At 57.2% G+C, this 25,922-nt stretch carries 25 protein-coding genes; 9 read left to right on the forward strand and 16 right to left on the reverse strand.

The genetic code is table 11. The features are described from left to right. Positions 1–10: 10 nt before the first annotated feature. Positions 11–1,372, forward strand: coding sequence for an MFS transporter (locus B347_RS0116220; protein WP_019410741.1), 1,362 nt, complete (start codon positions 11–13; stop codon positions 1,370–1,372). Positions 1,373–1,388: 16 nt separating this feature from the next. Here B347_RS0116220 and B347_RS0116225 read toward each other — a convergent pair whose 3' ends face one another. Further along, positions 1,389–2,525 carry a catalase family protein gene (locus B347_RS0116225; protein ID WP_019410742.1) on the reverse strand — a complete coding sequence of 379 codons (1,137 nt, stop codon included), beginning with the start codon at positions 2,523–2,525 and terminating at the stop codon, positions 1,389–1,391. Positions 2,526–2,545: 20 nt separating this feature from the next. Beyond that, positions 2,546–4,360, reverse strand: a complete 1,815-nt coding sequence (locus B347_RS0116230; RefSeq protein ID WP_019410743.1) for a di-heme-cytochrome C peroxidase — start codon at positions 4,358–4,360, stop codon at positions 2,546–2,548. Positions 4,361–4,627: 267 nt separating this feature from the next. On the opposite strand from B347_RS0116230, the gene B347_RS0116235 reads away from it, so the two are divergent. The 4 genes from B347_RS0116235 to B347_RS0116250 all read left to right on the forward strand — a co-directional run bounded on the left by B347_RS0116235 (position 4,628) and on the right by B347_RS0116250 (position 6,941). Beyond that, the gene (locus tag B347_RS0116235) at positions 4,628–5,347 is read left to right on the forward strand and encodes an FKBP-type peptidyl-prolyl cis-trans isomerase (RefSeq protein ID WP_019410744.1); all 720 of its coding nucleotides are present in this window, start codon (positions 4,628–4,630) and stop codon (positions 5,345–5,347) included. Between the two features lie 413 nt (positions 5,348–5,760). Next, complete coding sequence (locus B347_RS0116240) at positions 5,761–6,120, forward strand: helix-turn-helix domain-containing protein (protein ID WP_019410745.1); 360 nt, start codon at positions 5,761–5,763, stop codon at positions 6,118–6,120. After that, the gene (locus B347_RS0116245; RefSeq protein ID WP_019410746.1) at positions 6,117–6,485 is read left to right on the forward strand and encodes a hypothetical protein; all 369 of its coding nucleotides are present in this window, start codon (positions 6,117–6,119) and stop codon (positions 6,483–6,485) included. The genes B347_RS0116240 and B347_RS0116245 overlap by 4 nt, the downstream gene beginning before the upstream one ends. After that, positions 6,486–6,941, forward strand: a complete 456-nt coding sequence (locus B347_RS0116250; RefSeq protein ID WP_019410747.1) for a tetratricopeptide repeat protein — start codon at positions 6,486–6,488, stop codon at positions 6,939–6,941. Between the two features lie 128 nt (positions 6,942–7,069). Here B347_RS0116250 and B347_RS0116255 read toward each other — a convergent pair whose 3' ends face one another. After that, the gene (locus tag B347_RS0116255) at positions 7,070–9,151 is read right to left on the reverse strand and encodes a carboxy terminal-processing peptidase (protein ID WP_192812385.1); all 2,082 of its coding nucleotides are present in this window, start codon (positions 9,149–9,151) and stop codon (positions 7,070–7,072) included. A 139-nt stretch (positions 9,152–9,290) separates the two neighbouring features. Between B347_RS0116255 and B347_RS0116260 the strand changes: the two genes are divergently transcribed. Continuing rightward, positions 9,291–10,253, forward strand: coding sequence for a zinc-binding dehydrogenase (locus B347_RS0116260; RefSeq protein WP_019410749.1), 963 nt, complete (start codon positions 9,291–9,293; stop codon positions 10,251–10,253). A 191-nt stretch (positions 10,254–10,444) separates the two neighbouring features. On the opposite strand, the gene B347_RS0116265 is transcribed toward B347_RS0116260, so the two are convergent. The 6 genes from B347_RS0116265 to B347_RS0116290 all read right to left on the reverse strand — a co-directional run bounded on the left by B347_RS0116265 (position 10,445) and on the right by B347_RS0116290 (position 15,693). Further along, positions 10,445–11,098, reverse strand: a complete 654-nt coding sequence (locus tag B347_RS0116265) for an HAD family hydrolase (RefSeq protein WP_019410750.1) — start codon at positions 11,096–11,098, stop codon at positions 10,445–10,447. A gap of 34 nt (positions 11,099–11,132) precedes the next feature. Further along, positions 11,133–12,122 carry an ABC transporter ATP-binding protein gene (locus tag B347_RS0116270; RefSeq protein WP_019410751.1) on the reverse strand — a complete coding sequence of 330 codons (990 nt, stop codon included), beginning with the start codon at positions 12,120–12,122 and terminating at the stop codon, positions 11,133–11,135. Then, positions 12,119–12,919 (reverse strand): ABC transporter permease, encoded by an 801-nt coding sequence (locus tag B347_RS0116275; RefSeq protein WP_019410752.1) that lies wholly within the window; start codon positions 12,917–12,919, stop codon positions 12,119–12,121. The genes B347_RS0116270 and B347_RS0116275 overlap by 4 nt, the downstream gene beginning before the upstream one ends. Next, positions 12,906–13,742 carry an ABC transporter permease gene (locus B347_RS0116280; protein ID WP_019410753.1) on the reverse strand — a complete coding sequence of 279 codons (837 nt, stop codon included), beginning with the start codon at positions 13,740–13,742 and terminating at the stop codon, positions 12,906–12,908. Before B347_RS0116280 ends, B347_RS0116275 begins: the two co-directional genes overlap by 14 nt. After that, on the reverse strand, positions 13,739–14,554 hold the full coding sequence (locus B347_RS0116285) for an alkaline phosphatase family protein (RefSeq protein ID WP_019410754.1): 816 nt from the start codon (positions 14,552–14,554) through the stop codon (positions 13,739–13,741). The genes B347_RS0116280 and B347_RS0116285 overlap by 4 nt, the downstream gene beginning before the upstream one ends. Positions 14,555–14,625: 71 nt before the next feature. Next, a complete protein-coding gene (locus B347_RS0116290) occupies positions 14,626–15,693 on the reverse strand; it encodes an ABC transporter substrate-binding protein (RefSeq protein ID WP_019410755.1) in 1,068 nt (355 codons plus the stop codon). 334 nt (positions 15,694–16,027) lie between these two features. Between B347_RS0116290 and phnR the strand changes: the two genes are divergently transcribed. After that, positions 16,028–16,747 (forward strand): phosphonate utilization transcriptional regulator PhnR, encoded by a 720-nt coding sequence (gene phnR, locus B347_RS0116295; RefSeq protein ID WP_019410756.1) that lies wholly within the window; start codon positions 16,028–16,030, stop codon positions 16,745–16,747. Between the two features lie 87 nt (positions 16,748–16,834). On the opposite strand, the gene B347_RS0116300 is transcribed toward phnR, so the two are convergent. The 7 genes from B347_RS0116300 to minC all read right to left on the reverse strand — a co-directional run bounded on the left by B347_RS0116300 (position 16,835) and on the right by minC (position 23,645). Further along, positions 16,835–18,994 carry a mechanosensitive ion channel family protein gene (locus tag B347_RS0116300; protein ID WP_019410757.1) on the reverse strand — a complete coding sequence of 720 codons (2,160 nt, stop codon included), beginning with the start codon at positions 18,992–18,994 and terminating at the stop codon, positions 16,835–16,837. 117 nt (positions 18,995–19,111) lie between these two features. Beyond that, a complete protein-coding gene (locus B347_RS26715) occupies positions 19,112–19,288 on the reverse strand; it encodes a hypothetical protein (protein WP_019410758.1) in 177 nt (58 codons plus the stop codon). Between the two features lie 195 nt (positions 19,289–19,483). Continuing rightward, entirely contained in the window at positions 19,484–20,773 is a 1,290-nt protein-coding gene (locus tag B347_RS0116310; protein ID WP_019410759.1) for a M18 family aminopeptidase, read from the reverse strand. Positions 20,774–20,902: 129 nt separating this feature from the next. Continuing rightward, the gene (locus B347_RS0116315; protein ID WP_019410760.1) at positions 20,903–21,538 is read right to left on the reverse strand and encodes a pseudouridine synthase; all 636 of its coding nucleotides are present in this window, start codon (positions 21,536–21,538) and stop codon (positions 20,903–20,905) included. Between the two features lie 90 nt (positions 21,539–21,628). Continuing rightward, entirely contained in the window at positions 21,629–21,883 is a 255-nt protein-coding gene (minE, locus tag B347_RS0116320) for a cell division topological specificity factor MinE (protein ID WP_019410761.1), read from the reverse strand. A 3-nt stretch (positions 21,884–21,886) separates the two neighbouring features. After that, positions 21,887–22,699 carry a septum site-determining protein MinD gene (gene minD, locus B347_RS0116325; RefSeq protein WP_019410762.1) on the reverse strand — a complete coding sequence of 271 codons (813 nt, stop codon included), beginning with the start codon at positions 22,697–22,699 and terminating at the stop codon, positions 21,887–21,889. Between the two features lie 202 nt (positions 22,700–22,901). Continuing rightward, a complete protein-coding gene (gene minC / locus B347_RS0116330) occupies positions 22,902–23,645 on the reverse strand; it encodes a septum site-determining protein MinC (RefSeq protein ID WP_019410763.1) in 744 nt (247 codons plus the stop codon). 121 nt (positions 23,646–23,766) lie between these two features. Here minC and B347_RS0116335 point away from each other — a divergent pair, with 121 nt between their 5' ends. Then, on the forward strand, positions 23,767–24,699 hold the full coding sequence (locus tag B347_RS0116335) for a lipid A biosynthesis lauroyl acyltransferase (RefSeq protein ID WP_019410764.1): 933 nt from the start codon (positions 23,767–23,769) through the stop codon (positions 24,697–24,699). Between the two features lie 24 nt (positions 24,700–24,723). Then, a complete protein-coding gene (locus B347_RS0116340; RefSeq protein WP_019410765.1) occupies positions 24,724–25,875 on the forward strand; it encodes a patatin-like phospholipase family protein in 1,152 nt (383 codons plus the stop codon). Positions 25,876–25,922: the final 47 nt, after the last annotated feature.

Genomic DNA, 25,922 nt, shown 5'->3' on the forward strand with positions numbered 1-25,922 from the left:
TCGCGTGCCGATGATTATTGGCTGCGCGCTGTGCATGGAACTGATCGACTCGACGGTGGTAATGACCGCCTTGCCGCAAATGGCCAGCGACTTCGGCGCGCCTAGCATCCGCATGAACCTGGTGGTGTCTCTGTACATGCTGGCGGCAGCGCTGTGTGTGCCGGTCAGTGGCTGGGCCGCGGATCGCTTTGGCCCGCGTCGACTGTTTGTGGTGGCGATCATCTTGTTTATCGTCTCGTCGCTGGCGTGCGCAGCCTCAAGCTCACTGCTGCAACTGTGTCTGGCGCGCATGCTGCAAGGCGCAGCGGGGGCCATGATGGTGCCCGTGGGGCAAATGATTTTGCTGCGTTGGTCGCCGCGTGAAGACCTGTTGCGCAATTTGTCGTACCTGACCATCCCGGCGTTGATCGGCCCCATGATCGGCCCGCCGTTGGGCGGGCTGATGGTGACCTACCTGTCGTGGCACTGGATTTTTTTGATCAATGTGCCCATTGGTCTGGTCGGTATCGTGCTGGTGCTGCGCCATGTACCGCATTACCCCGGTGTCCGTGAGCGGGGTCTAGACATGCGCGGGTTGGTGCTCAGTGCAATCGCCATGGCGGCGCTGGTGTTTGGCTTCGAAGCCCTCGGGCACGGCCTGCTGCCGCGACACTGGGTGGCTTTGATGGTCGGCGTCGGGGTGGTGTGTGGCGCGTTATACCTGCGTCATTCGCGACGTTACGCCGAGCCGTTGCTTGATCTGAAACTGCTGCGTATCCCCAGTTATGGCATCAGCTTTTGGGGCGGTAATCTGTTGCGACTGGGCACCTCGTCTTTACCGTTTTTACTGGTGCTGATGTTTCAACTGTGTTTTGGCCTGAGCCCCTTGCACGCCGGTCTGCTGACTCTGGCCGGGGGCGCAGGGGCTTTTCTGATGAAACTGCTGGCAGTGCGTGTGGTGCGCCGATTCGGCATCCGCCGCACGCTCATCACCAATGCCGTGCTCACCGGATTAACCTTGGCCGCCTGTGCCAGCTTCACCAGCACCACGCCCTACAGCGTGATCGTACTAATACTGTTTGGCAGTGCGGTGATTCGTTCGTTGCAGTACAGCACCCTTGGCGCCCTGACCTACGCGGATGTGCCCGCAGCACTCAGCAGCCGTGCCAGCAGCCTGTCAGCGGTGACCGTGCAATTGAGCATGAGTTTATCGGTAGGGTTGGTTGCGGCGTTGCTCGGGGTGTTGATGGACATACGTGGCCACGCCGTACCGCAGACCAGCGACGTCGCCTGGATGCTGGTGCTGTGTGGGTTGGCCTGCATGGCATCGGCGCTGGTGTTCCGCCGGTTGGCCGAGGACGCGGGCAATGCGGTGTATGCAGCGCGAACATGACATCCCTAGGTTGCGCTTATTGCTCGGCGTTGCGGCTGTGTCGGTATTGACTCACGGAGTCGTACACCGCTTTGCGCAGGCGGTTTATGCCGCCAAGCGGCCGGTGCTCTTCAATGCCATGCCACGGGCTGAACGAGAGGTTGTCACACGCTAGGTTCTGGCTTGGGGTGTCGAAGTCTTGTGGTTGTACGGTGATCCGCGCAACCGTTTGGAACGGCGCATCTGACTCTTTCCATTCAATGCTGGTGTCTTCAATCGGCATAAAGCGATTGGCGTCTTGGCGCTGGATTTGCAGCACGAAACACGCTGGCACCCGGTCTGTGGATAGCTGCTGGTTCAGTGCATTGCGAAGGAAGTTCGGCAGTTTTTGATTTTGCTCGGGCAGGGTGTACGCCGGGCAACTGTCCGGGTCGGGTGCCACGCGGAATTTTGCGTTGGCTGAGCCAAACTTATACGGCGATACCGAGAAGTAGGTGGTTTGCGTCGGGCTGGCCGGTGCAGGCGCCAAAGTGGCCAAGGCAATAAACAAGTGCCGCACTTGCCAAGTGTCCGGATTCCACGAGGGGAAGAAAGCCAGCACCTTTTTGCCGTCAGCCTGGGCGGCGATGTTCTGGCGGTACTCGGCGACATCGCTGACGAAGAAGTTGGGATGGTTGAACATCACAAAATCCTGCTCGCCACGACCTTGCTGGCTCGCCAGCAACTGCGTCCCCGGCACGTCCTGCAACTTGATCGCCATGCCGCGCGCGTCACGGATGCTGTCGAACTGCGGGTAGGCATTGCCGTTTGACAGGCGCATCACCGCTTGCCAGGTTTTGCCGGGGCTGGCGAACACGCCTTGACGCAAGGCCGGGTCGAGGTCATCCAGCACCTGCACGTCGGCTTTGACGCAGCCATGGGCCTTGGCGTGGGCGTCGCGCAGGTAGCGGGTGTTTTCGCGGTGTTGGTCGACGATTTTGATCGCGGTTTGGATGGTGTCTTGAGTCATCGCGGCCTCATCTGCCGGGATCTGCTCCTGAGCTGACACCGGGCCGCGCTGCTGCCAGGCATACCAGCCTGTTGCCAGCGCCCAGCCGAGCAGTCCCAGTACGATTAGGGTCAGCAACAGTTTGCTCAGCCAGGTACCGAGTCGAAGCCATAAAGTGGTCAGCATGCAAACATCCTTTTAAACCATTATTCGGTGGGCAACTGTTGTTCGAGTGGGCCGCCAAGCACTTTCAGGTACTCAAGCAGCGCCCAACGTTCTTCAGGCTGCAACTGGCGCCCGATGACGCCCTTGCCGAGGGGGCCGGCACGAAATTCATGGCCGCTGTTGTGGTTGCCGCTGATGCGCGTGTCGAGCACAAAACCGCCGTCAAAGGCGTCGGTGCGATAGCCCAAGTGGCGCGGGTCGTATTCAAAACTGCCGCGATAGAAGGTCTGGTCACGTTCTGATTGCGGCGAAAGCAGTTGATACAGCGTAGGTACCGAACCGTTGTGTAGGTAGGGCGCTGTGGCCCAGATCCCGTCCAGAGGTCGCGCTTTGTAAGCGCGTAACTCCATCACGCCAATCGGCAGGCCGTAGCCGTTGAGGCGCGCTTGTTCTTCAGGGCCGATATTGGCTTCTTTATACGCGTGCTTTTCGACAAAGGCGGTGACGTATGCCAAGCCTTTGGCCACCGACAGCTGGTGCATGTCCAGCGGCTGCTCACTTTTGGGGTACAAATCCACGTTTAGGGTGGCGAGTTCGGCGGGGTCCCATTGCAGAGCGCTCAGGTCGTAACGGTTGTCGGCGATGTTATTGGCGGTGTTGGGATCGGTGCCGATCACCTCGACCGGCAGCATGTTGAGTTGCTTGACCCTGCGTCCGTTCTCTTCAACCACCGCTGGCACGTGGCAAGCGGCACAGTTCTCGGTGAACAGTGCGCGGCCTTTGGCAGCTAGCGGGCGATCAATCGTGCCGAACAGGGCTTCGGGCCAGACGGGTGGCTTGAGCTTTTGCAGGGTTTCTTCGATCAGGTTCAAGTCGCGGACCCGAACACTCGATGGGTAACGGTCTTCGCCTTGCAGAGGCTGGCCATGGTTGTCGAAGAAGTTCAGGGTGGCGCCCACGCCCAGGGCTTCACCGATATTGCGCGCCATGGGTTGTTGGGCCGAGCCGTTCCATTGCACCCAGTCGAACGTCCACATGTCCCACAGATGCGGGTAGTCCACCGGGGCGTTGGCGACCCGATAGTTGTCGGGTGAAATCGCGTCGCCAAAGCTGGCATTGGCAATTCGGCCGAACGCATCGGTGCGGCCCGGACCTTCCAGGGTGGGATACAGGCCGCGATGGGTGTCGTTCCAAGCCACCGCGAGGAAGGTGTCGAGCGAGGCCTTGAAGTCGTTGCGCAACTGTTGGTGCTGCGATTCGTACTTGTCGCCCAGTACGGTGCGGGCGAAACGCTCGAATTTCCAAGGGTTGTAATACGTGGCCGCGAGGCTGGCGACCAGCGCCTGACCAAAGCTGCCACCGCGCAGGGTCGGTACGCTTGACGGCAGCACGTGTTGCGCCGGGCCGCCGTCAATCCGTAGCGCTTGTCCTTTAAAGCGCAGTTCGCCGGTGTGGCAGGCCGCACAGGTGATGTCGAGGTACTCAACCTGGCTACCCGGGTTTTGATGGCGGGTGAAACCCACGGGCAAGTTGGCCGGGTTAGCTGCGCTGGCATGCTGTTTAGGGTCGATCAGAAAGCCAAAACGCGCCAGGTACTCAGGCGCGGCAAACGGTTGCTTTGAAAAAGGTAGCTCAAGGGCGCTGAACCAGTCGTAATGCAGGCCTTTCACTTGCGTGCCCTGAGGCGTGTAGTAATAGGTTTGCCGGTCGGACGGGCTCCATTGATCCAGATAGTGCAATTGCTGCGGGGGCACGTAGGCGGGTAGTTTTGGGTTGGCGATGAAATAAATAACGGTGCAAATCCCCAGTGCCAAAATTACGGCTAACCCTGCCAACACACGGTAAAACAAACGCACAGTAACGCTCCTTGTAAGAATTTTTACAGCCTTATGCCTCAGGTAACGTCTAGCATCAAGTGGCTAGCGGTTTGTTCGGTAATGTGAGGTTCAGGTTTGACAGATTGCTTGAAGTGTTAGCAAAAGTTGCGGTAATTATGAATTGTGATTAGCCCGTGAACTTATCCGCGATTTGTCTCTCTCATGCCGGTAGCCATTGGTTGCGGCCGCCTGATAAGCTCGCGGCTTTATTCGATTGCCCATTTGGCGCATGAACAAGGAAATAGCATGAAACAGCATCGGTTGGCGGCAGCTGTGGCTCTGGTAAGCCTGGTACTGGCGGGTTGCGATTCGCAGACCAGCGTAGAGCTGAAAACCCCGGCACAAAAAGCCTCTTACGGCATTGGCCTGAACATGGGCAAAAGCTTGGCTCAAGAAGGCATGGATGATCTGGATTCCAAAGCCGTAGCCCTGGGTATCGAAGATGCCGTTGGCAAAAAAGATCAAAAGCTTAAGGATGACGAGCTGATTGAAGCGTTCGCCGCCCTGCAAAAGCGCGCTGAAGAGCGTCTGGCTAAAATGAGCGACGAAGCCTCTGCCGCAGGTAAAAAATTCCTCGAAGAAAACGCCAAGAAAGCGGGCGTTGTCACCACCGCTTCTGGCCTGCAATACGAAGTGATTAAAAAGGCCGATGGTCCACAGCCAAAAGCAACCGACGTTGTGACTGTTCACTACGAAGGCAAGCTGATCGACGGTAAAGTGTTTGATAGCTCGGTAGAGCGTGGCAGCCCGATTGATCTGCCGGTGAGCGGTGTGATTCCGGGTTGGGTAGAAGGCCTGCAATTGATGCACGTAGGCGAGAAGTACAAACTGTACATCCCTAGCGAGCTGGCTTACGGCGCACAAAGCCCAAGCCCGTCGATCCCGGCCAACTCGGTGCTGGTATTCGACCTGGAACTGCTGGGCATCAAAGACCCTGCAAAACCTGAGCAAGACGCTGCTAAATAAGTAGCCTTTTGTAAGCACAACGCCCCGTCTCGACGGGGCGTTGTCGTTTCTGGGGTTTAAATGGCGGTTTAAACCCAGGCTTGATCATCTGCAATTTCCCCCATCAGTCGCATTGGCTAGTAGCTGCGGGCCAGCAAGTCAATGAATTTATGGGTTTTTTTATGTGTGTAAAAAATGCCCGATCTGAGCGCAGCCCTTGCGGGCCGTGGCTTTCAGCGATGAAAATCAGCTCTGTTCACAAGGTTATCCACAATTTGTGTGGATAACATTTGTCGATTTTTGGGTTATTCGCAGCCGCTCAGCCGATGCAGCCTCGCAAAGATCAAAACCCCAGAGACCTTGGCTGCTGTTAGGATTAAGCTTCTAAGGAAAGTTCCGACTCGATCTGAATAAAAGTCTGACGGGGTTTAGCAATGGATCTTCAAATTATCAAGCGTGATGGTGAACCCGAATACGCGGTTCTCTCATGGGATAGCTACCAGGCGCTTCTTAAGGCCGCGGGTTTAAATGATCAGGTAGCTGCGCTTACGGCAACAACCACTCCTGAATCTGAGCGACAGCCGCCAGAGCCCGTGCAGGCATTGCCTGGGCTTGATCAGTTGCGCGGCTTACGCGAAGGCAAGGGATTGGCGCTAGAGGTGCTGGCGCGTACGGTAGGCATCAGCCCTTCGTACCTTGGAATGATCGAAACCGGCGAACGTCTGCCGGATCTTGCCATTCGCCGTAGCCTGGCTTGGGAGCTGGGTGTGGCGGGCTGGAGGGAAGCCTCATGAGCGTGCGCATCAGTCGCCAACACTGGGATGGGTTATTGGCTGAGCTTAATCAGGCGCGACGACAGCGCCATTTGCTAACGTATCGCGCGCTGCTGGAGCGTTTGCAGTTGCCCAGTCCGGCCATGCTGACCCTGACGTCTGCGCTGGAGCACTTGGCTGCTATGGATGCCAAGGCCGAGCAGCCATTGCGCAGTTCGCTGGTTATCAGTCAGGGGGCCAGCCGTTTGCCGCGTACTGGCTTTTTTGAATGTGTGGAGCGGTTGGGACGTTTTTCCGGGCCACCAGACGGTGTTGCGGCAGCATCGTGGCATGCCTCGGAGGTGGTTCGGGTGTTTGAACATGCCTACGAACATGAGGAGGCGTGAGTGCTGTTCCGGCTAAAGGCCCGTGTGAGCTATACCGTTGCGCGCAAATTGTTTCACCGGCCATGGTGTATGCGTCAGCCGCGTTTGTGGCGCTGGATGGAAGGGCAGTTTGCGCGCATGGCCAACCTGGGCGATACCCGTGCTCAGAGCTTCTATGGGCACATTTTGGCCTTTCGTGGCCAAGGGCTGGGTGCGCGTGAGGAGGGCGTGCGTTTGTTGCGTCTCGCGGCGTTAGGCGGTGATGGCAAGGCGGCGTATCAGCTCGGCGTATTTAGCTTGGCTGGCACGACTGTTCGAGGCCCGGACGCCGCTGAGGCGGCACGTTGGTGGGCATTAGCGGCTAAAGGCGGGCACCCATTGGCTTCGCTCAAGCTGGTTGAGTTGTATCGGCAGGGCGGACCAGGATTGCTGGCCGATCCTGCATTGGCCAAGCATTACGCGCTAGGCGCTCAGTAAGGACAAAAAAGGGCGGGCCGCATTTAGCGGCCCGCCCTTTTTTACACTGTCGTATGAGATTGCCTCGCGATCTTTTAATCCTCAAAAGATCACGAGCAAGCTCGTTCCTACAGGACTGAGACGGTGCCTTACTTTTTGGCTACCTGTGAGTTGAGCTTGAGGTAGTCCAGCAGAATCCGCCCGGTTTCACTCAGGTAGGCGTCATCTTCTGGCTTGGTCTTTTCAGGCTCGACCGGCAGTGCATCTTCGTCTTCTTTCTTCATTTCCTTGAGCGGTGCTTCGCCTTTGGCCTGACGGCGGGCGTTTTCCATCACCAACTGCTTGGCATCGATGTCAGCGTGCTGGGCGCGACGCTCTGCCTCGTTGAGGCTGACGGTCTTCTCGGCCATCAGTTTGTCGGCCAGGGCTAGCTTGTCGCGAATAAAGATGAACTCGGCATCTTTAGCCACGCGTGCATCATGCTCAGCCTTGAGTTGCGCCAGGAACGGCTTGAACGGGTCTGCCGCAGGCTTGATCGCAGGACGGATGGTGTCCCACGGCATGGCCTCTGGCAGCGCGCTTTCACCGATTTCCTTGGTGTCGATGATCGACGGGAAGGCAACGTCAGGCAGTACGCCCTGATGCTGGGTGCTCTGACCGGACACGCGGTAGAACTTGGCCAGTGTCAGTTTCAGCTCGCCGTGGTTCAGTGGCTGGATGGTTTGCACCGTCCCTTTGCCGAACGTCTGGCCGCCGATAATCAGTGCACGGTGGTAGTCCTGCATGGCCCCGGCAAAAATCTCCGACGCTGACGCCGACAAACGGTTGACCAACAACGCCATTGGGCCTTTGTAGAACGCCCCCGGGTTTTCGTCTTCGAGTACGTCGACTTTACCGTCAGCGTTGCGCACCAGTACCGTTGGACCCTTGTCGATAAACAGACTGGTCAGCTCGGTCGCTTCCTGCAACGAACCCCCGCCGTTGTTGCGCAGGTCGATAATCACGCCATCGACTTTTTCTTTCTGCAACTCGGTTAGCAGTTTTTTGACGTCGCGGGTGGTGCTCTTGTAGTTCGGGTCGCCAGCGCGGAACGCTTTGAAGTCCAAGTAGAACGCCGGGATTTCAATCACGCCCAGTTTGTAGTCTTTGCCATCTTGCTTGAGGTTCAGGATCGATTTTTTCGCCGCCTGCTCTTCAAGCTTCACCGCTTCACGGGTGATGGACACAATTTTGCTGGTCTGGTCGTTAGGCGCGTTGCTGGCCGGAATCACTTCCAGGCGCACCACAGAGCCTTTAGGGCCACGAATCAGCTTGACCACTTCGTCCAAACGCCAGCCGATGACGTCGACCATCTCTTTGTCGCCTTGGGCAACGCCGATGATTTTGTCAGCCGGAGCGACCTGTTTGGTTTTGTCGGCCGGGCCTGCTGGTACCAGACGTACAACCTTCACTTGGTCGTTATCGCTCTGCAACACGGCGCCAATGCCTTCCAGCGACAGGCTCATGTTGATGTCGAAGTTCTCCGCGTTATCTGGCGACAGATAGTTGGTGTGCGGGTCGTACGACATGGCGAAGGTATTGATATACGCCTGGAAGATGTCTTCGCTGCGGGTCTGGTCCAGACGCGCCAATTGGTTCTTGTAGCGCTTGGTCAGCAGTTCCTGGATTTTCGATGGCTCTTTGCCAGCGATTTTCAGACGCAGGACTTCGTCCTTGATGCGTTTGCGCCACAGGTCATTGAGTTCGGCTTCGGTCTTGAGCCATGGGGCGTCCTTGCGATCAATCTGCAAGTTTTCCTTGGCCGTGAAGTCGAACGAATCAACGCCTTTGTTCAACTCGGCCAGTGCGAAGTCTAGGCGCGCTTTCACGCGGTCCAGATAGCGCTTGTACATGGTAAAGCCGGGGTTGAGATCGCCGTTTTTGAGGAAATCGTCAAATTGGAATTTCCATTTGTCGAATTCGGCGATATCACTGGCCAGAAAGTAACTGCGCGAAGGGTCGAGCAGCTTCAGGTAGCTGTCATAGATGATCGCGGAACGCGCGTCATCCAGTGGCGGCTTGCTGTAATGATGGCGTTTGAGCAGCTCAACGACGTTAAGACTGGCAATTACCTCATCACGATCTGGCTGAAGGTTATCCCAACTGTTAGCGGCGAACGTAGTGGCCGAGAACGGCAAAACGCCTAAGCCAATGAAGAGGGCAAGTGCGGTGCTAGGGAATAAATGCTTCATGCTGATTCGACGCGGGGGCAATTGATAACGCATATTAGGCCGTCTTTGAAGTCGCCGGTTCCGTGAAGGACCGGCCGCATAATGCAAGAAGCCCGATGCAACAGCACCGGGCTCAGTCCAGACTCACTATGGAGGCACTGTGAAAGCATTGCAAGGCGTTGAAGGTCAAGTGACATGGGTTGAAGAGCCAAGCCCACGCTGCGATGTAGGGCAAATTCGGATTCGTGTGGCGGCTGCGGGGCTGAATCGCGCCGATCTGCTGCAAAGTGCGGGTTTATATCCGCCACCGCCGGGCGCCAGCAAAATGCTGGGGCTGGAGTGTTCAGGCGTGATCAGTGAAGTGGGGCCGGGTTCTTCCTGGCAGGTCGGCGACCGGGTGTGCGCGCTGTTGGCGGGCGGCGGTATGGCTGAGGAGGTGGTCGTTGATGCGCGCCATGCCTTGCCCGTGCCGGAAGGTTTGTCGCTGATTGAAGCGGCGGCATTGCCCGAGGTGTACAGCACCGCCTGGCTTAATGTGTTCCAACTGGCGGCCCTGAAGCCCGGCGAAAAAGTGCTGTTGCATGCCGGAGCAAGTGGAGTTGGTTCAGCCGCTATTCAGCTGTGCAAAGCCTTTGGCAGCCCGTGCTGGGTGACGGTCGGTTCGGCCGAGCGTTTGGCCTATTGCGAGGCGTTGGGCGCGCAGGGTGGCGCTGTGCGCACAGAAGGGCTGGACAGCCTTAAAGCGTTTGGCCCGTTTGACGTAGTGCTGGACCCAGTGGGCGCCAATTATGTGGAGTCCAACCTCAAGTTGCTGGCGCTGGACGGGCGTTGGGTGTTGATTGGCCTGATGGGCGGGCGCAAAGCTGAGCTGGACCTGGCATTGGTGTTGGGCAAGCGAATCCAGTTGCTGGGTTCGACCTTGCGCAGCCGTGATGATCAGTTCAAGGCTGATTTGTTAAGCGATCTGGGTCAGCAGGTCTGGCCGTTGTTCGCTGAGCGTCGTTTAAGCCCACAGTTGGCCAAAACCTTCCCAATTGCAGAGGCGCAAGCGGCGTTTGACGAACTGGCCGGTAATCAGGTGTCGGGCAAGCTGGTGTTAGTGATCGACGCGAGCTTGGTTTAAAACGGCCATTTTCCCTCACCCTAACCCGGGGGGAGAGGGGATTAACCGAGTAGTCTTCAGGTAGTCAGCGACCTGAGAAACCGCGTCGATTATGGATTCGAAATAGCACGTTGATGTCGCTGCGAATCTTGAATATTCCCCAATCAGTTCCCTCTCCCTGCGGGAGAGGGCTAGGGTGGGTGTTTTTGACCTTACTTCCAATGATGAATCGGCCACCCGGCCTTTTCAGCGTGTTCACGCAACACCGGGTCCGGGTTGACCACATGCGGGTGATCCACTTTGAGCAACAACGGCAAGTCGTTGCGAGAGTCGGAGTAAAAACTCGCGCCTTCGAGGTTTTCTTCTTGCGCGTCCATCCACTCCAGCAGGCGGGTAATTTTGCCTTCGCGGTAGGTCAGGGTGCCGACGGTTTTACCCGTGTAAAAACCATGGGCCACGTCCAGTTCGATCCCCAGCACTTCATCTATGCCCAAGCGCTCGGCTATGGGTTTGACCAGATGCGTGCCCGACGCTGAAATAACCAAAATGCGGTCGCCTGCCTTGCGGTGCTCAGCAATGGTTTTGGTCGCATCACTGAAAATGATCGGCTCGATGAAGTCTTCAACCCACGGCCCGACCAAATGCTCGACTTCTTCAGGCGTACGGCCCACCAAGGGCTCTAGGCTGAAGGCCATATAGTCCTCCATCTTCAACTGGCCTTGGCTGTAGGCATGCATCAGCTCGTTGTTACGCTGCATGAACGACTTGGGGTCGACCCAGCCCAAGCGGCCCATTTGTTCGCTCCACAGGGTGGCGCAGTCGCCGTGTATCAAGGTCTCATCCAGATCAAAAATTGCCAGGGCCATCAGTACAACTCCCTCTTCATCATGCTCAAACGCATCAGGCTACCTCACATAAGGTGCTGGTATCGATGGATAGCGCCACGCGCTGACCATCCGGGTACAGATCGGCCGGTGAGCGGTTAAGTACATCGACGACCAGTTCCACGCCGCGTACTTCTACGCGATAGCGGATCACATTGCCCAGCAGACTATGGTTGTGTATTAACGTGTCCGGCTCGCCTTGCAGGCTCAAACCTAGGGTTTCCGGGCGAATGGCGATACGACTGGTGACCGGGCGCTGCAACAGTCGGCTGGCCGTTTCGGCATCCAGCAGGTTGTAGTTGCCGATAAAACCTGCGGCGAACACATCTACTGGAGAGGCATACAAGTTTTCGGCGTTACCGCTTTGTACGATTCGGCCTTTGTTCATCAGGAAAATACGATCACTCATGGTCAGCGCTTCTTCCTGGTCGTGGGTGACGAAAATCGTCGTCAGCCCCAGTTCGCGCTGGATCTGACGGATCTGTTCGCGCAAGTGTTTGCGGATGCGTGCGTCCAGTGCCGACAGCGGTTCATCCAACAGCAGTAAACGCGGGCGTGTTACCAGCGAACGGGCCAGCGCGACGCGTTGGCATTGGCCACCGGAGAGCTGGTGCGGGTAGCGTTTGGCAAAGTCATTGAGCTCCACCAGTTGCAGCACCTCGGCCACCCGCTTGTGGCTGTCATCCGCCTTGACCTTTTGCATGCGAAGGCCGAAGGCCACGTTTTGTTCAACGGTCATGTTGGGGAACAGCGCGTAGCTCTGGAACACCATGCCAATCCCGCGTTTCTGCGGGTTGAGCGGGACGATGTCTTGGCCATCGAGCAGAATCTTGCCTTGATCCACCGGCGTCAGCCCGGCGATGCAACGTAGCAATGTGGACTTGCCGCAGCCGGAAGGGCCGAGCAGGGTCACGAACTCGCCTTTGCTGATGGTGAAATTGATGTCGCTAAACACCGGAGTGCCGGAGTAGGTTTTTTGCAGTTGTTCGACGCTGACGAAGCTCATTGGCTTTTGTCCTTGTTCAGGAAGGTGGCAACCCACGTCAGCACCAGTACAAAGAGGAAGTAGGAGATCACCAGCGCGCTGGTGAAATGGCCGCTGCTGTTACGCATGTTGTTGAGGAACACCTGCAAGGTTTCGTAGCGCGTGCCGACCAGAATGTTGGCGAAGACGAACTCTCCAAACAGGAACGAGAACGACAGCAGCAACGCCACCAGCAAGCCTTTGCGCAAGTTTGGCAGCACCACCAGAAACGCTGCCTGCCAAGTGCTCGCGCCAAGCAGTTGGGCGGCGTCCATCAGGTCGTGCAGGTTGATGGCTTGCAGGTTGTTGGTGATGGCCCGGTACATGAACGGCAGGGCCACGGTGAAGTAACAGCCGATCAGAATCCAGGGTGTGCCAACCATGGCCATTGGCCCGGAGCCGTACAGTTGCAGCAGACCGACCGACGACACCACTGGCGGCACGGCAAATGGCAGCAGAATCAGGATGTTCATCAGCGCGTCGAGTTTGGGGAAGTGGTAATGCACGACGAACAACAAGGGCAAAATCAGCACTACGGACAGTACCAGCGCCCCGACGCAAATCAGCAGCGAATGCCCGAATGCAGTCAAAAAACGTGGGTCGCTCCACAGTTGTAGGTACCACTTGAAAGTAAAGCCACTGGGTAACACGGTGGCTGACCAACTGCTGGCAATCGAATACACAAAGGTGCCGAGCAGCGGCAACAGCAAAATGATGAACAGCAGGTAAACCACGCTGCGGTGGTAAACGCTGGCAGTCCCGGCTTCAGCGCGCGACATGGTAGCTCCTCTTTAATAGCCACTGATGCACCAGCGTCACTAAGGTCATCAACCCGACCAAAATCACGGCCAGCGCACTGGCCATGTTCGGATCCAGGCTAATGTCGCCTGACACCATCGCGGCGATGCGAATCGGCAGCACGTTGAAGTTGCCGGTGGTCAGGGCGTACACCGTGGCGTAGGCGCCGAGTGCGTTGGCCAGCAGAATCACAAAGGTGCCGAGCAGTGCTGGCGTCAGAACCGGCACGCCGATATAGCGCCAGAACTGCCAACTGTTGGCGCCGAGCAAGGCTGCCGACTCGCGCCAGTCTTCACGCAAGGCATCGAAGGCTGGGTAGAGCAGCAACACCCCCAGTGGAATCTGGAAGTAGGTGTACAAAATGATTAGGCCGGTTTTCGAGTAGAGGTTGAAATCTTCGATGATCCCCGCCTGTTTGAGCATGATCGTGATGCTGCCGTTAAAGCCCAGCAGAATGATGAAGGCAAACGCCAGTGGCACGCCGGAGAAGTTGCTGGTCATGTTGGCGAAGGCATTCACAAAATTGCGCAGGCGTGAATCGACCTTGTGCAGTGAATAACTCCCGAGCACGGCGATCACAATCCCGAACACGCTGGACCAGAAACTGATTTCCAGACTGTGCTGGATCGCCTGCAAATAGAATTTTGAAGCGAATATCTTGTTGAAGTTGTCCAGACCCCAACCAGTTTCTTCCGATTGCACGCTATGAATCATCACCCACACCAGCGGGGCGATCTGGAACACGATGAAAACGACGGCGAAAGGCACCAAGCACAATAAGCCCAGCCATTTACCTCGAGTCATGACGTGGGCCTCAGTAAGTCTTGGCAAAACGGTTTGTCGTGGACGACATCCAGCAACTGGCAAATCGTGCCACACAGTTCGGTTTGTTTAGGTGTGGCGTCCGGGTTGAGACTGAACGCTTCGCCCAGCACAAACAGCGGCACTTCGCGCTCTTCGGGCAACAGGCCATTATGCGAGCGGTCGTTGTTCATGCCGTGATCGGCGGTGACCACGACCTGGTAGCCGGCATCGAGCCAGCCTTGCAGATAGTCGGCCAGAATAATGTCGGCCGAGCGCGCGCTGTTGCGGTATTGCGGGGTGTCGAGGCCGTGCTTGTGCCCGGCATCGTCGATGTTCATCGGATGCACCACTAAAAAGTCCGGCGCATGGCGCACGCGCAGGCTTTCGGCATCGGCAAACACATGGGAATCGGGGTAGTGGTCGTTCCAATAAAAATGCCCATGCTGAATGGGCAGATCGTTGTCATCGGTGTGACGGTCGCGGGCGGCGACAAACGGCGAGCGGTTATACAGTTCGCTGACCCAGTGATAGGCCGCGGCTGCGGTGCTCAAACCAGCCTCGCGGGCGTAATGAAAAACACTGCGTTGGTTGGACAGGCGCGACACATTGTTATGGACAATACCGCTTTCAATGGGTGGTACACCCGTGAGAATGCACTCATAAAGAGGCCGCGACAGCGCCGGCAATTCGCAGGTGAGTGTGTAAAGTGCTGCGCGTCCTGCGCCGACATAGGCCTGCAAATGCCCCATGGCATGGCGGGCAACGTCGTAGTTGAGTCCGTCGAGTACCACCAAAATAACCTTGTGTCTCATGCACTGCGACTCCGGGGTAAAGCACTAAATCTGTAGGAGCGAGCTCACTCCTACAGGGGTTGGTCAGTCCTTTAGTTCATGTTGATGATGACTTCTTCCTGCCACTTCTGAGGCAAGGACTTGGAGGTCTTCTCCCACGCGTCGGCGTCTTTGATCGGGGTCACATTCTTGTACTGATCGTTAGACAGCAGCTTGGCTTGGACATCGGCGGGCAGCGTGAGGTGCTCGGCACGAATCGGACGCGCGTTGCCACGTGCCAGGTTGGTTTGGCCTGCATCGCTGAAGATGTATTCGCGGGTCAGTTTGGCTGCGTTCGGGTGTTTGGCGTATTTGTTGATGATGGTGGTGTAACCCGAGATGACAGAGCCATCGGACGGGATCAGTACCACGTAGTCATCCGGGTTGGCCATTTTTGCCTTGTAGCTCAGACCGTTGAAGTCCCAGACCACGCCCACTTCGATTTCGCCTTTTTCCATCGTTGCGATGGTCGGGTTGGCCAGCGACAGGCGGCCTTGTTTCGCGATGTCAGCAAACATCAACAGGGCTGGCTGAATGTTCTTTTCATCGCCTTTATTGGCGATGGCCGCGGCCAAAACGCCGTTGGCAGCTTGAGCGGCGGTGCTTACGTCACCAATCGAGACTTTATATTTGCCCGATTTCAGATCCGACCATTTAGTTGGGACATCTGAGCCGTGCAGCAGCTTTTTGTTGACGATGAACGCGATGGTACCGGTATAGGCCAGCGCCCAGTTACCGTCTTTGTCTTTGGCCCAGGCCGGGATTTGATCCCACGTGGTTGGCTTGTACGGTTGGGTCACACCCTTGGCCACAGCGATCGGGCCGAAGGCGGCACCCACGTCGCCAATGTCAGCGCTGGCGTTGTCTTTTTCGGCAGCAAACTTGGCCACTTCCTGGGCTGAGCTCATGTCTGTGTCGATGTGTTTGAGGCCATACAGCTTGTTCAGGTCTTCCCACGTGCCTTTCCAGTTCGCCCAGTCATCGGGCATGCCGACACTGTTAACGGCACCCTCAGCTTTGGCAGCTGTTTCGAGGGCTTTCAAATCGACATCGGCGGCCATGGCCGAGGTGCAAAGGGCGATGCTGGTGCCTAACAGTGATGCCAGGAAAAACTGTTTCATCCGAAGCTCCTTTGGCGTTATCAACGCTGTTTTTTTGATTTTTTTGCAGTGGGTTGGTCTAGGTCAGCAATACCTGAGCCAATTTAAGCCGCGTCCATGACACTTTAATGTCGGCATTGGTTATGCAAGCCCTTTTACGGACACGGCCACAGGCTTCGGCTAAGCGTAGACCATGGTCCAAGCCCCAGCGGGTATGGGGCTGGTGGCAAAAGCCAGCGTGAGTGTCATCGAACAGTCATGTGCATTGCCTAGGCTTGCCACCCCAAGAGTTGAGTGTTTTGCAGGCCAAGCCTGCCCACATTTGGTGCTGGACTAGTCCAGATAGGTAACGTTGATGCGAGAAGGTGCACCCAAAGCGGTGACAGCCATTGGATTGGCGCTGCAAGAACAAATTGAACACGGCTTATTGGCGTGCGGCAGCCAGTTACCTGCGGAGCGCAAACTCAGCGAGCTGTTCTCGACTACCCGCATTACCGTTCGCGAAGCGTTGCTACAGCTTGAAGCCCAAGGCTTGGTGTACAGAGAGGAGCGTCGAGGGTGGTTTATTTCACCGCCGCGCCTGGCTTACAACCTCATGCAGCGCAGTCACTTTCATGCAATGGTCAGCGCCCAAGGGCGGGTGCCGACCACTGAGGTGATTTCTGCGCGTTTGCAACCCGCTTCGGCGGCAGTGTGCGCGCGCTTGCAACTGCCAGCGTTTTCCAGCGTGATCCAGATCTGCCGGGGGCGGCGGATTGATGGGCGTTTGGTGCTGTATGTCGAGCACTACCTGAACCCGCAATACTTCCCGAACATTCTCCAATGCGACCTGACCCAGTCGATCACTGAGCTGTATGCCCGGCACTACGACTTGCATTACGGGCGGGTGCGTTTTGAAATCGTCCCTACGGCATTGCCCGTTGAAGCGGCGGCAACGCTCAAAGTGTCGACGGGCAGCCCTGGATTGAGGATTGAGCGGGTCAACTACGACCAGCACGAACGCTTGATCGACTGCGACTTGGAGTATTGGCGACATGACGCGATCCATGTCGGGGTAGACGTGCTGGAGCGCTGAACCTAACCCGTCAAGGAGCTTGCTGGCGATCTTTTGATCTTTTCAAAGATCGCTAGCAAGCTCGCTCTAGGTTCGGTGTGTTCGGGATTACTCCTTTTGCAACGTCCCGCTACCTGCCGTCACCACCTGCACGCTTAGGCGCGGCGTTGCTAGGTCCAGCCCGGCTTCGTCCAGATGGCGTTTGAGCGACAGGTTGAACGCCCGCGATACTTCCCATTGTTTGATCGGCGCGGTCTTGAAACGTGCGCGCAAAATCGCGCTGCCCGACTCAAAACTTTCCACACCTTGGATCTCCAGTGGCGACCAGATGTTGCGGCGTTGCAACGGGTCGTTGCGCATCTTTTGCCCCACATCACGCATCAGCTTGATCGCGTCGTCGATTTCCATGTTGTAAGGGATAGCGACGCGAAAGATCGCGTAACCGAACTCTCGGGAATAGTTCTTGATGCTTTTGATTTCGCTGAACGGAATGGTGTGCACGATGCCGTCAATGTCGCGCAGGCGCACCGTGCGAATTGTCAGGCCTTCAACCGTGCCCAAGTGTCCGCCGACATCCACGTAATCGTCGATGGCCAGCGAGTCTTCGATAATGATGAACAAGCCGGTGATCAAGTCAGCGACCAGCGACTGGGCACCAAAACCAATGGCCAGACCGATCACACCGGCACCGGCCAGCAGTGGCGTGACGTTCATGCCCATGTTCGCGAGGGCGACAATCAGCGCGATGATGAAAATGGCCGCAAACAGTACGTTGCGAATCAGCGGCATCATGGTTTGTGCACGGGCGTTGGCCACGCCTTTGCGTGAACGGGTCAAGGCATGATGGATGGCGGTGTCAGCCAGAATCCAGACCAGCCAGGCAAACAGTAACGTGCCAGCCAGCCCAAACAGTTTGACGCTGATTTCATGTCCTTCACCTTCGGTAAAGGTGATCAGTGACAAGCCCCAAACCCGCAACCCGAGTTCGAGGAACACGAGCCAGACCACTAGGTGCGCCAAGGTGTAGACAAAACTCTTGAGTCGCTCGGAGTACAGGGCATGGCGTTTAGGGCCGCGTTGCGGTTTTTGTGAATGGCGGCGCACCAGCCCGTTGATCACCATGCACAACACCACCAACACGGCGCAGATCAGTGACTGGCGCAAGGCGGTGCTGGTATCGCCCGCCGAGAGGAAGGTGGCGAACAGTGAAATACCCACCAGAATCAGTGCCGCGATGTACCAGTAGGTACCGAGAATATCGATGCTGTCGCTCAAGGCGCGACGCGTGAGGCGGCGCGACAGTGGCTGGTTGCGGATCAGGTGCGCGATGGGGCGGCGGAAGCGGATGATAAACAGCCCGGTCGACAGTGCGGCCATCACGTTGGCGAAGGTGGCAGCCGTGTGCGCCAGGTGGACGCCTAGGGTGGCGACCAGTCGTGGGTCGCTAAGCGCTTCACCAAAGGCTGCGAAGCTGCCGATCCACCACAGGGGGCGAAAGGCCTGATGCCGCAAAATATGCAGAGCCCGATGGCGATGCGGCCCGTCGAGCAACGAAAACAGGATGACGCACGTGGCTGAAAAGCACGTGCCGATCACCAATGCGTAGGCCAGCACCATCGCCAGGTCTTTGCCCAGTGACGACGGCAAGGCGTAGCTCATGTACACCGTGATCACCAGCGCCACCAGCCACGGACCTAGTTTGCGCAAGGCAAAGCGCAGCATATCGACGGCTCTGGGGTGTTGCGGCAGTTCTTCACTGAGTCCAAAGCGCAGGCGTACACGGTGGCTGACCCAAATCAGCAGCGCCGCCAACAGGCTCCAGACCATGATGATCAGCGCAAAGGCGAAAATGATGGGCACCCATTCATTGGCCGGGAGCATCAATGCCACCAGCTCATCTTTGGCTTGTTCGATTTCGGCGGTCCAGCGCGAGGTCGGGCTGTCGCTGCCGGAAAACTGTTTTTCGAGGTCGGCGAGGGTGCTGCCAATCAGGCCCAATACCCCGATTTCAGCTCCGGGCTGGGCTTTTTTGGTTGCGTCACGAAGCTTTTTGAGGTCGGTCAGCAGCTTGCTACGTTGCTGATCGTTCTCCAGATTTTTGATCACCTCGTCCAACGATTGGCCTAGCGGCTCGCTCGGTTGCACCTGGGTTTTATCTGAGCTGCCAAGCAGGCTGGTGACACCTACGGCGTGGGCCGAAGTCAGAGGCACTAAGGTCAGCAAGCAAACCAGCAGGCAATAGGGCAGGGCAAAGAGACGAAGAAACACTAGGCGATCAACCTCGAAGAGTACGGATTGGCCGAGTGTACGCTAGGCCTCGCGATCATTCATTTCTTGTTACTCATAAACTAAGTGATCGCGGGCACGCTGCAAAAATTCGGACGCTTATTGATTCAGTTTGGCGAGAATTTTAAAAATGATGGTGCCGAAGATCAGCAGCATCCCAAACCATATTGATAAGACGCCCGGTTTGCTGTCGCGGAAAGTGAAGCCAATGGTTAGCAGCAACATGCCGCAAACAATGGGAATTAACATGGAGTTAAACGCAGAAATTTCGAGCATGTTCAGAACCTAAAGGAATTAATGCCCCAAGTTTAGGTCGCTTTGCGCAGAAGTGGAGTGATGTCTATCAAAAATGAGACGCCTAGGCTCTGCACCTCTGTAGCAGTGAGTGTGCCTCGCGATCTTTTTTGTAGATCTAAAGTTCGCGAGGCAATTGAGCGTCGACCGGCGGCTCCTACAGGCGTTGCTGCATGTTTAGGGCAGTTCGTGACTGGCGTAGAACGCGCTCAGCACCTTTACCAAGTGCGCCAAGTCATGGCTGCCGGCCAGTTCGCGGATCGAGTGCATAGCAAATGTCGGCAGGCCTATATCTACCGTGCGAACACCCAGATGGCTGGCGGTGATTGGGCCGATGGTCGACCCACACCCCATGTCGCTGCGCACCACAAAGCTTTGCACCGGCACTTCTACCGCCATGCACAGGTGACGGAAGAACCCCGCAGTTTCGCTGTTGGTGGCGTAGCGCTGGTTGCTGTTGACCTTGATCACTGGCCCGGCATTGAGTTTGGGGCCGTGGTTGGCGTCGTGCTTGTCGGCGTAGTTAGGGTGTACGCCATGCGCGTTGTCGGCCGAAACCAGCAGCGACTTTTGAATCGTGCGCACAAACTCGTCGCCTTCGGGCAACACGCGTTGCAAGATCTGCTCCAGCATCGGGCCATCGGCACCGCACGCCGAGCACGAGCCAACTTCTTCGTGGTCATTGGCGACCAGCAGGCAGGTCTCTTCGGTGTCGGTATTGAGCAGCGCTTGCAGGCCCGCGTAGCACGACAGCAAGTTGTCGAGGCGCGCACCGGCAATAAAGTCGCCGTTGAGGCCGATCACTGCGGCACTTTGGGTGTCGTAGAAGCTCAACTCATAGTCGAGCACCACGTCAGCATTAAGGCCGTGCTCGCGTGCCAACTGGTCGGTGAGCAATGCGCGGAAATCCACACGCTCATCGCCCGCGACCTGGGCCAGGATTGGCGGCAGTTCGTTCTGCTGGTTAATTGCCCAGCCTTCATTGGCACCACGGTTAAGGTGGATGGCCAGGTTGGGAATGGTCGCGATGGGCGCCCTGAAGTCGATCAGTTGGCTTTCAACCTTGCCATCGCGGCGGAACGTGACACGCCCGGCGAGTGACAGGTCGCGGTCAAACCAAGGGGCCAGCAAAGCGCCGCCGTAAACTTCCACGCCCAACTGCCAAAAGCCCTGGCGTTGCAATTCAGGCTGAGGCTTGACCCGCAGGCAGGGGCTGTCTGTATGAGCGCCGACCATGCGAATGCCGCCGTGCAGAGGCGAATAACGGCCCAGCTTGAAGGCAACAATGGAGGAGTCATTGCGGGTGACGTAATAGCGACCGTTAGCCTCGGTGTGCCAGGTTTCGCGTTCATCAAGACGCTGAAAACCGGCGGCCTCCAGACGTTGAACAAGGCTGGCAGTGGCATGAAACGGGGTAGGGGAGGCCTTGAGAAAGTCGATCAGGCCTTGGTTCAGCTCTTCGCGCATAAGTTACTCCAGACAGCAAGGCCGCGAGTTTAGCGCATTGATCCCAAAAATTGATCCCAATAAAACTCAATTCCCGTAGTCGCAGCCTTCGTTCCTCGTCAGCGACTACGAGTTTTTTTGTGCCTAGAGTTAAAACGAGGCGGGGCACTCAAAGCGCAGGCGTTCGCCAGTCTGCGGGTGGGTGAAGCTGAGCATGCTGGCGTGCAGGCATAAACGCGGGTAGGCCGCCAATGCCTGCGGGTGAGCGTAGAGGCCATCGCCCAGCAGCGGGTGGCCAATGGACAACATGTGCACGCGCAACTGGTGCGAGCGCCCGGTAATGGGTGTCAACTCAACCCGGCAGTAATCGCCGCAACGCTCCAGCACTTTCCAGAAGGTCAGCGCGTTTTTACCAAATTCGTGGTCGACCACGTGCCGAGGTTTGGTCGGCGGGTCGTAGCGCAGTGGCAAGTCGATGCTGCCGCTGTCCAGTTCCGGCTGACCCCAGGCGAGTGCGGTGTAGGCTTTTTCGGTTTCACGATCATGAAACTGACGCGACAGTTCGCGGTGCGTATCCGCATCGCGGGCCAGCAGGATGATCCCCGAGGTTTCCCAGTCCAGGCGGTGGACGATGCGGGCTTCGGGGTAGCCGTTCTCTTGCAGGCGGGTGATCAGGCAGTCTTTGTTGTCTTCGGCACGGCCCGGTACTGACAGCAGCAAGGTCGGTTTGTTGACGACCAGAACGCCCGCGTCCTGATGGATGATGTGAATGTTCGACAACGGCATTAAAACAGCCTCTTAACAAACGCCAACGGCGGCTTGGAAATCCCCCTTTGCAGAGAGACCTCCAAGCCGCCGTGGTATCAGCCGGATCGGTTAACGATCTGGCAAGGTGATGTTGAGTTCCAGAATCGAGCAACTGCCCTCGTTTTCAAGGGCGATCTGGACTTGATCATCGCCGATGTTGACGTATTTGCGGATCACCTCAACCAGCTCTTTTTGCAGAGCAGGCAGGTAGTCCGGGGTGCTGCGTTGGCCGCGCTCGTGCGCCACGATGATCTGTAGACGCTCTTTCGCGACCGACGCGGTGGTTGGCGTTTTGCGGGTACGAAAGAAGTCAAAAATGTTCATTGTTTAGTTGCCTCCAAACAGGCGCTCGAAGAATCCCTTCTTCTGTACATCGAGGAACCGATGCTCCACGGTTTTTCCCAGCAAGCGATCAACGGCATCGCTGTAGGCCTGACCGGCGTCGCTTTGATCATCGAGGATCACTGGCACGCCTTGGTTGGAAGCCTTAAGTACCGCCTGGGATTCCGGGATCACACCCAGCAGTGCAACTGCGAGGATTTCCTTGACGTCTTCAACGCCCAGCATTTCACCCTTGCTGACGCGATCCGGGTTGTAGCGGGTCAGCAGCAGGTGTTCCTTGATCGGGTCTTCGCCCAGCTCTGCACGGCGCGATTTGCTGGCCAGCAGGCCCAGCATGCGATCCGAGTCACGTACCGAAGACACTTCCGGGTTGGTCACGACAATCGCTTCATCCGCGAAGTACATGGCCAAGTGAGCACCGGTCTCGATACCGGCCGGGGAGTCACAGACCACAAATTCGAAGGTCTCTTTAAGTTCCATCAGAACTTTTTCGACGCCTTCTTTGGTCAGTGCATCCTTGTCACGGGTCTGGCTGGCAGCCAGTACGTACAGGTTTTCAAGGCGCTTGTCTTTGATCAGGGCCTGTTGCAGGTTGGCTTCGCCATTGACCACGTTGACGAAGTCATACACCACGCGACGTTCGCAGCCCATGATCAAGTCAAGGTTACGCAAGCCAACGTCGAAGTCGACAATGACCGTTTTGTGGCCGCGCAGCGCGAGGCCGGTACCGATAGCGGCGCTGGTGGTGGTCTTACCCACACCACCCTTGCCGGATGTAACCACTAGAATCTTGGCCAAGGTGCTTCACCCCTAAGAAAAAAGGACTTTTTAGTCCCTAAATAACATCTCTAAATAAACGACAGCAGATGCACAGTTTTTTGCGGTCATCTTCCAGCTTAGGCTTACACAGCGTAAACGCTGGCTGAATAATGATTTCCTACAAGAATTAGCCTGTTTTCTCTACGTTTTTGAGATGGTTGGAAAATGGCGAGAGTATCCGTTAAAGACGGGTGATGTTCAACATGTCACTTGACAGACTGATTTGAACCCCGGCGCCCCATAAAGGATCGCGTCGCAGGTCTTCAGACACTTTGTACTTGCCGGCAATGGACACCAGTTCGGCGCTCAGTTGCTGGCAGAAAATCCGCGCCTTGGTATTACCTTTGTGTCCTGCAAGCGCGCGGCCACGCATCGGCCCGTAAACATGGATGTTGCCATCGGCCATAAGTTCCGCACCGGGGCTTACCGATGCGATCACCACCAGGTCGCAGCCCTCGGCATACACGGTTTGGCCACCGCGTACCGGGCTTGTGATGATCTTGGTCGGCTTGATGGAGGGCTCAGGCGGTTTTTCCGGCTTTTTGGGCTCTGGCACCACTTCGACTGCCGGTTCAATCAGTCGCTCGCGGGCACCGGACGGTGGGAGTACCGGCAAGTCGATGGCGATGGCCGCAGCGATGTCTTCGATTCGGTTGGCACGAATGGCCAGGGTGCGCAGGCCATGTTGGCGGCACACACGCATCAGCCCCGGCAAATCGATGGCGCCAGCACCCGCAGGCAACTTGTCGAGCGCCAGCACCAGCGGGGTATTACTGAAAAAATTAGGCGCTTGGGCTACCTTGGCGGCCAGTTGGCGATCAAGGGCTTCAAGGTTGTTTCTGGCCAGTTCCAGCACCGTAATGGCCAGCATACTGCCCTTTAGCTGAAACACGGGGGCTTGGTCTTGCGATTCGGTTTGGCTCATGGTCGGTTTAACGCGGCTTGTCACTTAAAGTGCAGAGACTTATAACGAGAACGCCCGCGAGCCGCAAGCCGGGTCTAACGATGTAGAATGCCCGGCCCCTAGTGTCTGTCCGGAATCATTAATGGATCGCCCGCAATTTCGTGCTGCTTTTTTTCATCCGCGTTTTTGGCTGCTCTGGTTAGGGCTAGGCGTGCTGTGGCTGGTGGTTCAGTTGCCTTATCAGTGGCAGTTGGGTATTGGCCGTTTGCTGGGCTCGGTGATGTACCGTGTGGCCGGTGATCGGCGACGGATTGCGGCGCGTAACCTTGAGTTGTGTTTTCCTGAAAAACCCCCAGCCGAGCGCGAAATGCTGCTCAAACAGAACTTCGCCTCAACTGGAATCGCCTTTTTTGAAATGGCCATGAGCTGGTGGTGGTCCAAACCGCGCTTGGCCAAGCTGGCCCACGTTGAAGGTCTTGAGCACCTCAAGCAGGCACAGCGCGAAGGCAAGGGCGTGATCTTGATGGCGTTCCACTTCACCACCCTAGAAATCGGCGCTGCTCTACTCGGCCAGCAGCACACCATTGACGGTATGTACCGCGAGCACAAAAATCCGTTGTTCGACTTTATTCAGCGGCGTGGTCGCGAGCGGCATAACCTCGATTCGCTAGCGGTGGAGCGTGATGACGTACGCGGCATGCTCAAGTTGCTGCGTTCTGGCCGCGCCATTTGGTACGCACCCGATCAAGACTACGGCGCCAAGCAAAGCATTTTTGTGCCGTTGTTCGGCATTCAAGCGGCCACAGTCACGGCCACCAGCAAATTCGCCAAGCTGGGCAAAGCGCAGGTTGTGCCCTTTACTCAACAACGACTGGCGGATGGCAGTGGGTACAAACTGGTGATTCATCCGCCGCTGGACGATTTCCCCGGAGAAAGCGATGAGGCGGACTGCCTGCGAATCAATCAATGGGTCGAACGGGCGATACGTGAATGCCCCGAGCAGTACTTGTGGGCGCATCGCCGCTTTAAGACCCGCCCGCCGGGCGAGCCCAAGCTGTACGACAAGCGCCGGTGATACGCCTTCACCCAAGGGCGTGCAATGAAAACCACAGAACCGGTCACTGGGCTGATTCTGTCGGGTGGTGGCGCTCGTGCTGCGTATCAAGTGGGTGTGCTGGCGGCGATTGCCGAGTTATTGCCAGCGGGGGCGCCTAATCCGTTTCCAGTAATCGTCGGCACCTCGGCCGGGGCGATTAACGCCGTTAGCCTCGCCAGCCGCGCCACCGATTTTGCAGGCGCAGTCGCACACTTGACTGCGTTTTGGCAGAGCTTCGAAAGCCATCGGGTATTGCGCAGCGACTGGCCGGGGGTTATGCGCCAGGCCAGCCGCTTTTTGGGTCACAGCCTGCTTGGGTTGGGCGCGCATGTTCCGGTTGCGCTGCTTAATAGCTCGCCATTACGCGACTTACTCATCGATAAAATCGACTTTTCCGGTATTGACCACGCGATTGCTGCGCAGCAACTGCGTGCTGTGGCCGTGACCGCCTTTGGTTACTCATCGGCGCAAGCGGTGACCTTTTACCAAGGCGCCGGCACTATTGAAGGCTGGTTGCGCCATCGACGTATCGGCTTGCCCACCGCCCTGACCGTTGAACACTTGCTGGCCAGCTCAGCTATCCCGTTGTTGTTTGCACCGATCAAAATTGGTGAAGAATATTTTGGCGATGGTGCCGTTCGGCAATCGGCGCCCATCAGCCCGGCGCTGCACCTAGGCGCCAATCGTGTGCTGGTGGTCGGGGTAAGCGGCAACCCACGCGGCCCGGCGCCGACCACAGACCAACAGCGCCACTTCAACGTGCAACAACCCACGCTCGCGCAAATTGGCGGGCACATGCTAAACAGCACGTTCATTGACAGCCTAGAAAGCGACCTCGAACTGTTGGAGCGCCTCAATCACTTCGGTCGCTTGCTGCCGCGGTCTGCTGACAATCTGGGGCTGGCACCGGTTGAAGTGCTGGTCATCGCCCCCAGCCAGCCCATTGACGAAATCGCCGCCCGCCACCGCCACGAACTGCCCGCAGCCTTGCGCCTGTTTTTGCGTGGGCCGGGCGCGACGAAAACCAGCGGTGCGGGGGTGCTGAGTTATTTGTTGTTCGAGGCGGGGTATTGCAGCGAATTGATTGAGCTGGGACGCAAGGATGCGTTGGCCCAGCGTGAGGCGTTGGTGGGGTTTTTAGGCGTTGGCGTGTAACCCCAACCTGTAGTCGTTGACGAGCACCACGAGGCTAGCCCCCCCCC

This window comes from Pseudomonas psychrophila HA-4 (assembly GCF_000282975.1).
Classification (GTDB): domain Bacteria; phylum Pseudomonadota; class Gammaproteobacteria; order Pseudomonadales; family Pseudomonadaceae; genus Aquipseudomonas; species Aquipseudomonas psychrophila_A.